Here is a 13,678-nt window from a genome sequence, read left to right as displayed (position 1 = left end):
CCCCCACCCCCGGCGAGCGAATAACCGCCCCGCCGCCGACGTGTCCCCGGCGGCCGAAACCCGCCGGGCCCGGCACCGTCCGCTGCACCCGGTGCCACCCGCCCCGTCGACGCGGGCACCCGCGGTGGATAAGGTCGGTCCCCATGGTCGGCAGCGCGCGTCCCAGTGCGACGGGCCGGGACGGCGGACCGTCCCGCGAACCCGTGACGGCCCGGCTGCGCGCGGCGCTGTATCGGGCCCGGCGCAGGCTGCGCCGCACCGGGGTCGACTACTTCCGCGGCGACGGCGCCGACTGGTGGGCGTTCGCCGCGCTCGCCCTGCTCGTCCCGCTGCTGGTGCTGCTCAACATCCTCGTCCCGGACTGGGCCCCGCCCACCGCCCTGGTGCTGCCGGTGCTGGCCGGCGCGCTGCTGCTGCGCCCCGGCACCCTGGTGCTGCTGTACGCCGTCGCCGCCGCCGGGCTGATCACCGAGTCGCTGGTGCACACCGGCGAACAGGTGGCCAGCGAACGCCCCGAGGCGTACACCCACGGCGTCACCCCCGGCGCCGCCCTGGTGGTCGGCGCGGTCGGCGTCGCCGGACTGCTGGTCGCCCAGTTCCGCCGCCGGATCGGCGTGCCCTGGCGCGGCGGCTCCACCATGCTCTTCGACCTGCGCGAACGGATCCGGGTGCAGGGCCGCGTCCCGCACCTGCCCGACGGCTGGCACACCGACACCGCGCTCCGCCCGGCCGGCGGCCAGTCCTTCTCCGGCGACTTCATGGTCGCCGCCCGCACCGGCCCGGTGCTCGAAGTGGTGCTCGCCGACGTCTCCGGCAAGGGCATGGACGCCGGCAGCCGCGCCCTGCTGCTCTCCGGCGCCTTCGGCGGCCTGCTCGGCTCGCTGCCCGCCCACGACTTCCTGCCCGCCGCCAACGGCTACCTGCTGCGCCAGGACTGGGCCGAGGGCTTCGCCACCGCCGTCCACCTGGTGGTCGACCTGGACACCGGCGAGTACGAACTCCTCTCGGCCGGCCACCTGCCCGGCATGCACCGCCTGGCCGGAGCGGGCCACTGGGAGGTCAAGGAGGCCGAGGGCCCGCTGCTCGGCGTCTACGACGGCGCCAAGTTCGAGGGCGTGCGCGGTACTTTGGGACCCGGCGACGTGCTGATGCTGTGCACCGACGGCATGGTGGAGGTCCCCGGCCGGGACCTGGGCGAGGGCATGGACCGGCTGATGGGCGAGGCCGACCGGCTGGTCGCCACCATCCCGGCGGCCGGCCGCCCCGGGGCCGCGGTCCGGCTGATCGACAGCGTGGCCAAGCACGTCAACGACGACCGGGCGGTGCTGCTGGTCTGGCGCCGCTGAGCCCCGCCGGGGGCGCGGTCGAGCGGCGCCGGTGCGGTGGCGGGGCGGCGGCGGGGCGGTGGCCCGGAGGCGCTGCCGGGTGCGGGGGAGCGGTGTGCACGGAGTGCCCACGGAGTGTCAAACCCGGGCGTTGATCTTCGGCCAATTCCGGTGCCCGGCCCGGCCGGTGGGCCGCCGACCGGCCTGCCTGCCGGTTTGCCGCCCGGGCCGCCGCGGACCGCCTCCCGCCGACGCTCCGTCAGAACCCGTCCGCTATCGTCACGGTCGGCGGAAATCAGTCCCACCACCCGGGTTGGAGCCCCCGGCGACGGGGCAAGTCCTTTACGCAGTCCGCACGAGCGACCACACTGAGTCCGGATGGAGTGGTGGGGACACGGGGGGCAGGGGCCGGTTTCCGCCTGGAGCCGTCGGCGGTTCCGACCTGAATCCCCGCCACGAATCGAGGAAGTGAGTCCCGGTGGCCTTCTCCGTCTCCGCCCTTGTCCTGTTCGGCGTCATCGTCGCCATCTTCATCCGCAACAAGCAGATGAAGGGCGGGCACGCCATCGTCGCCGCGCTGTTCGGCTTCATGCTCAGCCAGTCGACCATGGCCGGTCCGATCCAGCAGTTCCTCAACTCGGTCTCCAAGGCCATCGCCGGCATCGCGGGCTGACGCCCCGCCGGCACCGGGGGGAGCGCGTTCCGGCGGGCGGGGGCACCCCCGTTCCGGACCAAAGTCCTGCCCGCGGGTGACCAGGGTCACCCGATCCGTCACGCCAGGTCAGCGCCCGGGCGCATACGGTGGCCGAAGTCGCCCACCGTATGTGGTTCGTGGGCGCATCGTCATGATCCCGTACGCGCACCGCAGCCCGCCGTCGGCGGAGCGTGACCTGGCGGACCGTCAGCCCCCTCCCGATCCCGGGACCGGGGCCTACCGGCGCTTGCCAGCTCCGCGAACCGTGGGTTTTGCTTCCTCCGCAGCCCGGACATCGGCCGGGCTGGCCGCCGAGCGGAACGCCTAGTCCTGCCGCCGCCCGGTGCCGACCAGAGACCACGCCACGGCAGGAGCGGGGGAACCACAGGTAGTACGCCGGACCCGGAACGCACGGGGACGGCTCGGGGTGAAGCCGCGGAGACCGCGGCCGGGCAACTCTCGCCCGAACCCGACAGCTCACCTCGCAGGCGTCGGAGAGGAACAGCTTCATGTCCGCTCAGGGCAAGCACCGCAAGCCGCGCCTGGCCACCGTCGTCCGCATCGCCATCGCCGCCGGCGTCGCCGGCGCCGCGGTCGGCCTCCCGGTCACCGCCGCCTCCGCGCACACCGCCGACCAGCACGACGGCGGCCGCCAGTGGGCCAACGTCTCGGTCGACGCCACTCCCGTCGCCGACACCACCGGCTCCGCCGCCCAGCAGGCCGCCGAGACCTACAAGGTCGCCTCCGGCGACACCCTCTCCAAGATTGCCGCCGCGAAGAACGTGGACGGCGGCTGGGAGAAGCTCTACCAGGACAACCGCTCGGTCATCGGCGGCAACCCGAACCTGATCTACCCGGGCCAGCAGCTGACCGTCAACGGCCAGGCCGCCGCGGCGACTTCGTCCGCCCCGGCCGCCTCCTCCTCGGACGCCGCGGCCCCCGCCGCCGCCCCGAAGACCTCGACCAAGTCGAGCAGCACCGGCACCGCGAAGGCCAAGGCGCAGACCCAGACGCAGACCCAGGCCCCGACCCAGAAGTCGGCGTCCTCGTCCTCCTCCTCGTCCGCCGCGAAGTCGTCGACCGCCACCACCTCCGGCAGCTCCGCCGCGAGCTCCTCCTCCGGCTACGTCGCCCCCGCGCCGGGCAGCGTCACCACCGGTTACAAGGTGGCGGGCTCCAACTGGTCCAGCGGCTACCACACCGGCATCGACTTCCCGGTCTCCACCGGCACCAGCCTCAAGGCCGTCGCCAACGGCACCGTGGTCTCGGCCGGCAACGGCGGCGCCTACGGCAACCAGGTCGTCATCAAGCTCGCCGACGGCAAGTACGCCCAGTACGCGCACCTCTCCTCGATCTCCGTCTCGGCCGGCCAGTCCGTGACGGCGGGACAGCAGATCGGCCTGTCCGGCGCCACCGGCAACGTCACCGGCCCGCACCTGCACTTCGAGATCCGCACCACCCCGGACTACGGCTCCGACATCGACCCGGTCGCCTACCTGGCCGCCCACGGCGTCAACGTCTGACCCCCGGCACCACACCCCCGAAGGCCCCGCGCTCGGCTGCGCGGGGCCTTCGGGCCGTCCGGGGGCCGGGACGGAGGGGATCCGGGGCCGGGACGGAGGGGAGGGGCCGCCCGCGGGCGGGGAACGGCGAAGGCCCCGACCGCGTCGCGGTCGGGGCCTTGTCGTGGAGCGGGTGACGAGAATCGAACTCGCGTGACCAGTTTGGAAGACTGGGGCTCTACCATTGAGCTACACCCGCAGGGAAGCGCCCCGCCACCGCAGCGGTGGTGAGGACGGCCCCAGCGTACCTGGTCGGGTCGGTGGATTGCACACTCCTTCCCCGTTGTCGGCTCGCCGATATCGCCCCGGTCGGGGGCGGGTCGACGTGTACTCTTCTGCTCGGCACCACGGGGTGTGGCGCAGTTTGGTAGCGCGTCCGCTTTGGGAGCGGAAGGCCGTCGGTTCGAATCCGGTCACCCCGACCGTGTGCGGCAGGGTCTCGTCGGCGGCGGGGCCCTGTTGTCGTTGCGGCCCGGCGCCGCCGTCCCCGCTCCCGTCCGCACCCAGGTGCCGGGCACAGTCGCTTTCGTGGTACCGGTAGGATGGACCGCTGGCGGTAGTACGGACAGCATTGCAGCCCCAACCGCCTATCGCCCTGACCGCAAGCCCCCTAGGAGACCCAACCGTGAAGAGCGCCGTCGAGACTCTGAACCCCACTCGGGTTCGACTCACCGTCGAGGTGCCCTTCGAGGAGCTCAAGCCCAGCCTCGACGCGGCGTACAAGAAGATCAACCAGCAGGTCACCGTTCCGGGCTTCCGCAAGGGCAAGATCCCGAACAAGGTGATCGACCAGCGCTTCGGTCGTGGCGCGGTGCTGGAGGAGGCCGTCAACGACGCGCTTCCGCGCTTCTACACGCAGGCCGTCGACGAGGGCCAGATCGACGTGCTGGGCCAGCCCGACATCACCGACATCGAGGGTGTCGAGAACCTGGCCGACGGCGGGGACCTCAAGTTCACCGCCGAGGTCGACGTGCGCCCCGAGGTCACCCTCCCCGAGTTCGCCGAGATCGAGGTCGTCGTCGACCCGGTCGTGGTCGGCGACGAGGACGTCGAGAAGTCCCTCGAGCAGCTGCGCGAGCGCTTCGCCTCCGTCAAGGACGTCGAGCGCGCCGCCACCGAGAACGACATCGTGGTGGTCGACCTGGAGGCCAAGGTCGACGGCGAGGTGCCGGAGGACGGCACCGCCACCGGCGTGAGCTACGAGATCGGCTCCGGCCGCCTGCTGGACGGCATCGACGAGGCCGTGGTCGGCCTGTCCGCCGGCGAGTCCAAGACCTTCACCACCACCCTCAAGGGCGGCACCCAGGTCGGCAAGGACTCCGAGGTCACCGTCACCGTGACCACCGTCCAGGAGAAGGAACTCCCGGAGCTGGACGACGAGTTCGCGCAGCTGGCGAGCGAGTTCGACACCCTGGAGGAGCTCCGTGCCGACTCCGTCAAGCGCCTGGAGCGCATGAAGGAGTTCGACCAGGCCACCCAGGCCCAGGAGAAGGTCCTCGACGAGCTGCTCGCGCGGGTCGAGATGGAGTACCCGGAGAAGCTGCTCGCGGACGAGATCGGCACCCGCAAGCACAACCTGGAGCACCACCAGCTGGAGCCGATGGGCCTGACCCTCGACACCTACCTCGCCTCCCAGGACAAGTCCCGCGAGGACTACGAGAAGGAGACCGAGGAGCAGGCGAAGAAGGGCATCAAGACCCAGTTCGTGCTGGACCAGATCGTCAAGAACGAGGAGCTGGGCGTCAACCAGGAGGAGCTCACCGAGCACCTCATCCGCCGCGCCGCCGGCTCCGGCCTGACCCCGGACCAGTTCGCCCAGCAGGTCGTCCAGGGCGGCCAGGTGCAGCTGCTGGTCGGCGAGGTCGCCCGCGGCAAGGCGCTGGCCCTGGTGGTCGAGGCCGCCAAGGTGACCGACACCAACGGCGAGACCGTCTCCTTCGAGGACGACGAGGAGGAGACCACCGAGGCTGCCGAGGCCACCGAGGCCGCCGCGGAGGAGACCACCGAGAAGTCCGCCGAGGCCTGAGCCTCGTGACCGTCGGCCACCGACGGGACGTCTGACCGGGAACGGGCCCGGACACCGCACGGTGTCCGGGCCCGTTCGCGCGCTCCGGACGGCCCCGGCCCGCTCACCCTGCGCTCACAGCGAACAGTTCTGCGTGGGGGATTCAGCGGCGGGGCCTGCGCGTTAGGGTCGGTGGACAGCGACACACACGCAGATCGACTGAGCAGGTGGCTAAGTGACGTTCCCGCAGATGCAGATGCCTGGCCCGATGGCACCGCACGCCGCCGGCGGCGACGTGGGTGGCGGCCTGGGCGACCAGGTCTACAACCGGCTGCTCAACGAGCGCATCATCTTCCTCGGCCAGCAGGTCGACGACGACATCGCCAACAAGATCACCGCCCAGCTGCTGCTGCTCGCGGCGGACCCCGAGAAGGACATCTACCTCTACATCAACTCCCCGGGTGGATCCATCTCGGCCGGCATGGCGATCTACGACACCATGCAGTACATCAAGAACGACGTGGTCACCATCGCGATGGGCATGGCGGCGTCGATGGGCCAGTTCCTGTTGACCGCGGGCGCCAAGGGCAAGCGCTTCTCGCTGCCGAACGCCAACATCCTGATGCACCAGCCCTCCGCGGGCCTCGGCGGCTCCGCCACCGACATCCGGATCCAGGCCGAGCAGCTGCTGCGCACCAAGAAGCGGATGTCCGAGCTCATCGCGCACCACAGCGGCCAGTCCTTCGAGCAGATCACCGCGGACTCCGACCGCGACCGCTGGTTCACCCCGGAGGAGGCCAAGGCGTACGGCCTGATCGACGAGATCATGCACAGCGCCGCGGACGTCCCCGGTGGCGGCGGCACCGGCGCGGGCCTGGCCGGCTGACCGGCATCGCAACCCTGACCGCACGCTTCGGAGGACCAGAAACCATGAACATCCCCAGCCTGTCCGGTGCCCAGGCCCGCCTGGAGGACATGCGCGCCGAGGGCCGCTACATCGTCCCGCGCTTCGTCGAGCGCACCTCGCAGGGCATCCGCGAGTACGACCCGTACGCCAAGCTGTTCGAGGAGCGCATCATCTTCCTCGGCTCGCAGGTGGACGACGTCTCGGCGAACGACATCATGGCGCAGCTGATCTGCCTGGAGTCGATGGACCCGGACCGGGACATCTCGCTCTACATCAACTCGCCCGGCGGCTCGTTCACCGCGCTGACCGCGATCTACGACACCATGCAGTTCGTGAAGCCGGACATCCAGACGGTCTGCATGGGCCAGGCCGCCTCGGCCGCCGCGGTGATCCTGGCCGCGGGCACCCCCGGCAAGCGCCTCGCGCTGCCGAACGCCCGGGTGCTGATCCACCAGCCGTACACCGAGACCGGCCGCGGCCAGGTGTCGGACCTGGAGATCCAGGCCAAGGAGATCTTCCGGATGCGCGAGCAGCTGGAGACCATGCTGGCCAAGCACTCGACCAAGTCGGTCGACCAGGTCCGCGAGGACATCGAGCGCGACAAGATCCTCACCGCCGAGGAGTCGCTGGAGTACGGGCTGATCGACCAGATCGTCTCGACCCGGAAGAACTCCTACACCGACTGAACCCCCGCCCCGGGGCGGTGCGTACGTGACGTACGCCCCGCCCCGGGGCGTTCCGGTCCGGGCTTGCGTCCCGCACAATGGGCAGTCGGGTCCATGCGCCCGCGACGGCATCTGTTCGGTATCAATTCGCCCAGGGCGTAGGGCAGAGCGGTCGAAGTCGGCGGAAACAGCGGCTCGGCAGAGTACCGTCGGATACCAGACCGACCGCCGACGGCGAAGCCGGTCTCACAGCACCAGGCCCCGACCCCCGCGGGGCCCCTGGCGAAGGGGAAGCACCTCGTGGCACGCATCGGAGACGGTGGCGACCTGCTCAAGTGCTCGTTCTGCGGCAAGTCGCAGAAGCAGGTGAAGAAGCTGATCGCCGGGCCAGGCGTGTACATCTGCGACGAGTGCATCGACCTGTGCAACGAGATCATCGAGGAGGAGCTCGCCGAGAGCTCCGAGGTGCGCTTCGAGGAACTCCCGAAGCCCCGCGAGATCTACGAGTTCCTGGACCAGTACGTGGTCGGCCAGGACCTCGCCAAGAAGGCGCTGTCGGTCGCGGTCTACAACCACTACAAGCGCGTCCAGGCCGGCGAGGCCGGCCGTTCCGGCAGCGGCCGGGACGACGCGATCGAGCTGGCCAAGTCCAACATCCTGCTGCTGGGCCCGACCGGCTCCGGCAAGACGCTGCTCGCGCAGACCCTGGCCCGGATGCTGAACGTGCCGTTCGCCATCGCGGACGCCACCGCGCTGACCGAGGCCGGCTACGTCGGCGAGGACGTCGAGAACATCCTGCTGAAGCTGATCCAGGCGGCCGACTACGACGTCAAGAAGGCCGAGACCGGGATCATCTACATCGACGAGATCGACAAGGTCGCCCGCAAGAGCGAGAACCCGTCGATCACCCGGGACGTCTCCGGCGAGGGCGTGCAGCAGGCGCTGCTGAAGATCCTGGAGGGCACCACCGCCTCGGTGCCGCCGCAGGGCGGCCGCAAGCACCCGCACCAGGAGTTCATCCAGATCGACACCACCAACGTGCTGTTCATCGTGGGCGGTGCGTTCGCGGGCCTGGAGCGGATCATCGAGGGCCGGGCCGGCGCCAAGGGCATCGGCTTCGGCGCGACCATCCGCTCCAAGCGCGAGGTGGACTCGGCGGACCACTTCCGCCAGGTGATGCCGGAGGACCTGGTGAAGTTCGGGATGATCCCGGAGTTCATCGGCCGCCTCCCCGTCATCACCAGCGTGCACAACCTGGACCGCGAGGCGCTGCTGCAGATCCTCACCGAGCCGAAGAACGCGCTGGTGAAGCAGTACCGCAAGCTGTTCGAACTCGACGGCGTGGAGCTGGAGTTCACCCGGGACGCGCTGGAGGCGATCGCCGACCAGGCGATCCTGCGCGGCACCGGCGCGCGCGGTCTGCGGGCCATCATGGAGGAGGTGCTGATGTCCGTGATGTACGAGGTGCCGTCCCGGCAGGACGTCGCCCGCGTGGTGGTCACCGGGGACGTCGTCTCCAAGCACGCCATCCCGACCCTGGTCCCGCGCGACATGATCAAGCGCGAGCGCCGGGAGAAGAGCGCCTGAGGCGCCGCCCGGCCCGAACGGAAAGGGGCCCCGCACCGGTCGACCGGTGCGGGGCCCCTTCCGCGTGCGGCCTCCGGGCCGCCCAACCGCCTTGCGGCGAAGGCTACTTGAGCACCTCGGCGGCCTGGCGCAGCTCGCGGGTGTCGGCGGCGGCCTTGTCGAGGTCGACGCTGTCGGACTTCTCCATCACCAGCACCACGGAGGAGTAGTCGGCCCAGACGCAGACCGCGAGGTCCGGGGTGTCGCTGCTCTTGACCATGGCGCAGGACATCGAGCCGCCGAGCGGACCGGCGTCCACCGACTTCTTCTGGGTGACGGTGTCACCCTCCTTCTCCATGTCCTTGAACTGCTGGTCGACCTGGGCGGACGGCCGGGAGACCTTGCCGTAGGCGCCGGCCGCGATCACCACCCGGCTGCCGTCCTCCGTGGCGTAGAGCGCGGCGACGGTCTGCTCCGGCTGGAGCGAGTCCGGGTCGGCGGCGGTGTCCTGCTTCATCTGCTCGGCCATCTGCTGCGCGGTGTCCGCGCCGGCCTCGCTGCTCATGCCCTGGAAGGTCGGGGGCATGACGACCTTGTACTTGCCGGTCTTCGAGACGGTGTCGTAGGCGAAGTAGCCGACCACGCCGGCGCCGGCCAGGATCACCGCGGAGACCACGGACAGCGTGATCCACAGGCCCTTGCGGGACTTCTTCTGCGGAGCCGGGTACCCGGGCGGGAAGCCGCCGGGCGCACCGGCCGGGTAGCCCTGCTGCGGCAGCGCGGCGCCGCCCCAGGACTGCTGCGGCGGCTGCTGCTGCGGGCCGGGGTAGCCGTATCCGGCCTGCGGGGCGGGCGCGCCCTGCGGGGGTATCGGGGCGCCGGGGGTCTGCGGCGGCCCGAAACCGGGCTGCGGCGGGCCGAACTGGTTGTCGGACACGGCTGGTGCTCCGTTCACACGTGAAGGTGGTGCTGGTGGGGGGTCCTACTTGGCGACGGTGGAGGCGTCCCGGAGCTGGCGGGCCAGCGCGGCCACCTGGTCGACGGAGAGCTGCTTGCCCTTGGGGTCGAGGCTGCTGGTCGTCACGGTGCCGATGGTGGAGTGCGTGGCGAACACGCACACCGGCACGCTCTGCGCGGCGGCGGAGGAACTGCCGCCCTCGGCGCCGAGGGAGCCGCAGCGCAGCTGGCTGCCGGAGTCCTTGGGGTCGTTGGCGTCGACGTCGGTCAGCTTCTGCTTCCAGACCGCCTTGCCGCCGCTGCCGGAGCCGCCGGACTCGTCCGAGCTGTTCATCGCGTCGTTCATCTTGGCGACCAGGGCGTCCATCGCCTTGCCGGGGTCCTTCACGGTGCCCCAACTGCCGCCGAAGCTGGCCAGGTCGGTGGTGTTCTTCTGGTAGGTGACGCTCAGCGAGCCCTCGAAGGTGCCGATGGCCTCCAGGCCCTTCAGCTCGCCCTTCTCGTTGGACGACTTCTTGGTGTAGCCGGCCACGCTGTCCTGCACCGCGAGCTTGTACTTGCCGGCGGTGTCCGAACCGCCGCCGCTGCCGCCCTTCAGCCCCCACCACAGACCGCCGCCGACCGCGACCACGCCCAGCACGACCACCAGCGCGATGATGCCGCCCTTCCCCTTGGACGGCGCGGGCGGCGGCGGGTAGCCGCCGTAGCCGGGCTGCTGGGGCGCGCCCCACTGCTGGGGGGCCTGCGGCGGCTGGCCGTAGCCGGGCTGCGGGGCCGGGGGCTGCTGCTGCGGGTAGCCGTAGCCGGGGGGCTGCTGCTGCGGGGCACCGTACGCGGGCGGCTGGGGGGCGCCGTAGGCCGGCGGCTGGCCGTAGCCGGGCTGCGGCGGGGGAGCGCCGTAAGGCTGTTGCGGCTGCCCCTGCGGATACTGCTGCGGTCCCTGCCCCTGGCCGTACATCGTCGTCGTCTCCCCCGCCGCTTACGAGTTGCGCGGCCCTGTGGTCGGTTGAGTGGTCGAGTATGCGGCACGCTATCGTACGGCCCCCCCACCGCGCCCGAGTGGTCCGGACACAATCGGTTCGTAACCGCGGTCCCGCCTTCCGTAAACTGTTCGTCGTGACCGACACGACGAACCAGCGCCCCGTGAACTCCCACGCCGGGGACGACGCAGCCACCCTCCCGACGACCTACGCCCCGGCCGAGGTAGAGGGCGAGCTGTACGAGCGCTGGGTGGAGCGCGGTTACTTCACGGCCGACGCGAAGAGCGAGAAGCCGGCGTACACCATCGTCATCCCGCCCCCGAACGTCACCGGCGCGCTGCACCTGGGCCACGCCTTCCAGCACACGCTGATGGACGCGCTGACCCGCCGCAAGCGGATGCTCGGCTTCGAGGCGCTCTGGCTCCCGGGCATGGACCACGCGGGCATCGCCACCCAGAACAAGGTGGAGCAGCAGCTCGCCGAGGCCGGCCTGTCCCGGCACGACCTGGGCCGGGAGGCCTTCGTCGACAAGGTCTGGGAGTGGAAGGAGAACTACGGCGGCCGGATCCTCGGCCAGATGCGCCGCCTCGGCGACGGCGTCGACTGGTCCCGCGAGCGCTTCACCATGGACGAGGGCCTCTCCCAGGCCGTCCAGACCATCTTCAAGAAGCTCTTCGACGACGGCCTGATCTACCGCGCCGAGCGCATCATCAACTGGTGCCCGCGCTGCCTGACCGCGCTCTCCGACATCGAGGTCAACCACGAGGACGTCCCGGGCGAGCTGGTCTCGATCCGCTACGGCGACGGCGAGGACTCGATCGTGGTCGCCACCACCCGGGCCGAGACCCTGCTGGGCGACACCGCGATCGCCGTCCACCCGTCCGACGAGCGCTACGCGCACCTGGTCGGCCGGACGGTCAAGCTGCCGCTGACGGACCGTGAGATCCCGGTCGTCGCCGACGAGCACGTCGACCCGGAGTTCGGCACCGGCGCCGTCAAGGTGACCCCGGCGCACGACCCGAACGACTTCGCGATCGGCCAGCGCCACGACCTGCCGAACCTGACGGTGATGGACGAGCGCGGCACCATCACGGTGCACGGCCCGTTCCTCGGCCTGGACCGGCACGACGCCCGCGCCGCCGTGGTCGGCGCGCTGCGCGAGCAGGGGCGGATCGTCGCCGAGAAGCGCCCCTACGACCACGCGGTCGGCCACTGCTCGCGCTGCCACACCGTGGTCGAGCCGCGGCTGTCGCTGCAGTGGTGGGTCAAGGTCGCCCCGCTGGCGCAGGCCGCGGGCGACGCGGTCCGCGACGGCCGGGTCGAGATCCACCCGAAGGAGCTGGAGCGCCGCTACTTCGACTGGGTCGACAACATGTACGACTGGTGCATCTCGCGCCAGCTCTGGTGGGGCCACCGGATCCCGGTCTGGTACGGCCCGGACGGCGAGGTCGTCTGCGTCGGCCCGGACGAGCAGCCCCCCACCGGCGAGGGCTGGACCCAGGACCCGGACGTCCTGGACACCTGGTTCTCCTCCGGCCTGTGGCCGTTCTCCACCCTCGGCTGGCCGGAGAAGACCCCGGACCTGGAGAAGTTCTACCCGACCGACGTGCTGCTGACCGGCCACGACATCATCTTCTTCTGGGTCGCCCGGATGATGATGTTCGGCCTGTACGCGATGGACGGCGAGATCCCGTTCAAGACCATCGCGCTGACCGGCCTGGTCCGCGACCAGTTCGGCAAGAAGATGTCGAAGTCCTCCGGCACCGCCGTCGACCCGCTGGACTGGATGGACGCCTACGGCGCCGACGCCGTCCGCTTCACCCTGGCCCGCGGCGCCAACCCCGGCGCCGACGTGCCGATCGGCGAGGACTGGGTCAAGGGCGCGCGGAACTTCTGCAACAAGATCTGGAACGCCACCCGCTTCGCCCTGATGAACGGCGCCACCGTCCAGGGCCCGCTGCCCGCGCCGGAGGAGCTCACCGCCGCGGACCGCTGGATCCTGTCCCGGCTGAACGCCACGGTCGCCGAAGTCGACGCGCTGTACGAGGACTTCGAGTTCGCCAAGGTCTCCGACGCGCTGTTCCACTTCGCCTGGGACGAGGTCTTCGACTGGTACGTCGAGCTCTCCAAGACCACGCTGAACAAGGGCGGCGAGCAGGCCGACCGCGCCCGCCGGGTCCTCGGCGAGGTGCTGGACGTGACGCTGCGCCTGCTGCACCCGATCGTCCCGTTCGTCACCGACGCGCTGTGGACGGCGCTGACCGGCGCCGAGTCGGTGGTCGTCGCCGAGTGGCCGAAGGACTCCGGCTACCGGGACGCCGACGCCGAGTCGGAGATCACCCAGCTGCAGCAGGTGGTCACCGAGATCCGCCGCTTCCGCAACGACCAGAACCTGCGCGACACCCAGAAGGTCCCGGCCCGGCTGGAGTTGGCCGGCCACCGGCTGGAGGCGCACGAGGCCGCGATCCGCTCGCTGCTGCGCCTGACGCAGCCGGAGGAGGGCTTCCACGCCACCGCCGCGCTCCCGGTGGCCGGTACGACGGTCGAGCTCGACCTGTCCGGCACCATCGACGTCCCGGCCGAACGCAAGCGCCTGCAGAAGGACTTGGCGGCGGCCGAGAAGGAGAAGGCGCAGGCCAACGGCAAGCTCGGCAACGAGGCCTTCCTGGCCAAGGCGCCGGACGAGGTGGTCGCCAAGATCCGCACCCGGCTGGCGGCCGCCGAGGCCGACATCGAGCGGATCACCGCCCAGCTCGCGGCGCTGCCGCAGGGCTGACCGCACGTCAGGAAGGGCCGTCGCTCCCCCCGGGGGCGGCGGCCCTCCGCCTTTTCCCGAGTTGTTCCCGGCGGTCTGTCAATTCCCTTGCCCGCGCGTCGCGGTACTGATGACGCACCCCCTATTCGGCGTCATTACGCGGCAATTGGCGGCCCGCGCCATTTGGAATGCATTGCGTTGCCCACCCCCGCGCGTTCAGCGACCTTTGCACACCGGATGTGTACGGTGGGCGGAAGTTCCC

The 13,678-nt window shown here is 71.0% G+C and carries 10 protein-coding genes, 2 tRNA genes and 1 riboswitch; of the genes, 9 read left to right on the top strand and 3 right to left on the bottom strand.

What is annotated here, in order from left to right; all coding sequences use genetic code 11:
- Window positions 1-143: 143 nt before the first annotated feature.
- From OU787_RS10030 to OU787_RS10020, 3 genes are all read left to right on the top strand, one after another.
- Window positions 144-1,346 carry a PP2C family protein-serine/threonine phosphatase gene (locus OU787_RS10030; RefSeq protein ID WP_369794899.1) on the top strand — a complete coding sequence of 401 codons (1,203 nt, stop codon included), beginning with the start codon at window positions 144-146 and terminating at the stop codon, window positions 1,344-1,346.
- Window positions 1,347-1,803: 457 nt separating this feature from the next.
- Window positions 1,804-1,998 carry a hypothetical protein gene (locus tag OU787_RS10025; RefSeq protein ID WP_030458254.1) on the top strand — a complete coding sequence of 65 codons (195 nt, stop codon included), beginning with the start codon at window positions 1,804-1,806 and terminating at the stop codon, window positions 1,996-1,998.
- Window positions 1,999-2,403: 405 nt separating this feature from the next.
- Window positions 2,404-2,523, top strand: a riboswitch (cyclic di-AMP (ydaO/yuaA leader).
- A gap of 5 nt (window positions 2,524-2,528) precedes the next feature.
- A complete protein-coding gene (locus OU787_RS10020; protein ID WP_268659140.1) occupies window positions 2,529-3,542 on the top strand; it encodes a M23 family metallopeptidase in 1,014 nt (337 codons plus the stop codon).
- 164 nt (window positions 3,543-3,706) lie between these two features.
- Here the strand turns inward: OU787_RS10020 and OU787_RS10015 are convergent.
- Window positions 3,707-3,780: transfer RNA gene (locus OU787_RS10015), tRNA-Gly, on the bottom strand.
- 149 nt (window positions 3,781-3,929) lie between these two features.
- Between OU787_RS10015 and OU787_RS10010 the strand changes: the two genes are divergently transcribed.
- The 5 genes from OU787_RS10010 to clpX all read left to right on the top strand — a co-directional run bounded on the left by OU787_RS10010 (window position 3,930) and on the right by clpX (window position 8,745).
- A tRNA-Pro gene (locus OU787_RS10010) sits at window positions 3,930-4,003 on the top strand.
- Window positions 4,004-4,206: 203 nt separating this feature from the next.
- Window positions 4,207-5,607 (top strand): trigger factor, encoded by a 1,401-nt coding sequence (gene tig, locus OU787_RS10005; RefSeq protein ID WP_268659139.1) that lies wholly within the window; start codon window positions 4,207-4,209, stop codon window positions 5,605-5,607.
- A gap of 235 nt (window positions 5,608-5,842) precedes the next feature.
- Window positions 5,843-6,472, top strand: coding sequence for an ATP-dependent Clp protease proteolytic subunit (locus OU787_RS10000; RefSeq protein WP_051816579.1), 630 nt, complete (start codon window positions 5,843-5,845; stop codon window positions 6,470-6,472).
- 44 nt (window positions 6,473-6,516) lie between these two features.
- A complete protein-coding gene (locus OU787_RS09995) occupies window positions 6,517-7,179 on the top strand; it encodes an ATP-dependent Clp protease proteolytic subunit (RefSeq protein WP_030458250.1) in 663 nt (220 codons plus the stop codon).
- Between the two features lie 279 nt (window positions 7,180-7,458).
- A complete protein-coding gene (clpX, locus tag OU787_RS09990; protein ID WP_014135752.1) occupies window positions 7,459-8,745 on the top strand; it encodes an ATP-dependent Clp protease ATP-binding subunit ClpX in 1,287 nt (428 codons plus the stop codon).
- Window positions 8,746-8,848: 103 nt separating this feature from the next.
- Here the strand turns inward: clpX and OU787_RS09985 are convergent, their stop codons facing one another.
- Window positions 8,849-9,661: a hypothetical protein gene (locus OU787_RS09985; protein ID WP_268659138.1), complete on the bottom strand. Its 813-nt coding sequence runs from the start codon at window positions 9,659-9,661 to the stop codon at window positions 8,849-8,851.
- Between the two features lie 45 nt (window positions 9,662-9,706).
- Window positions 9,707-10,639 carry a hypothetical protein gene (locus tag OU787_RS09980; protein ID WP_268659137.1) on the bottom strand — a complete coding sequence of 311 codons (933 nt, stop codon included), beginning with the start codon at window positions 10,637-10,639 and terminating at the stop codon, window positions 9,707-9,709.
- 158 nt (window positions 10,640-10,797) lie between these two features.
- Between OU787_RS09980 and OU787_RS09975 the strand changes: the two genes are divergently transcribed.
- On the top strand, window positions 10,798-13,437 hold the full coding sequence (locus OU787_RS09975; protein WP_268659136.1) for a valine--tRNA ligase: 2,640 nt from the start codon (window positions 10,798-10,800) through the stop codon (window positions 13,435-13,437).
- Window positions 13,438-13,678 lie beyond the last annotated feature (241 nt).

This window comes from Kitasatospora sp. YST-16 (assembly GCF_026802215.1).
In the GTDB taxonomy this organism is placed as follows: domain Bacteria; phylum Actinomycetota; class Actinomycetes; order Streptomycetales; family Streptomycetaceae; genus Kitasatospora; species Kitasatospora cineracea.
This window is presented reverse-complemented; position numbering and strand designations above follow the sequence as displayed.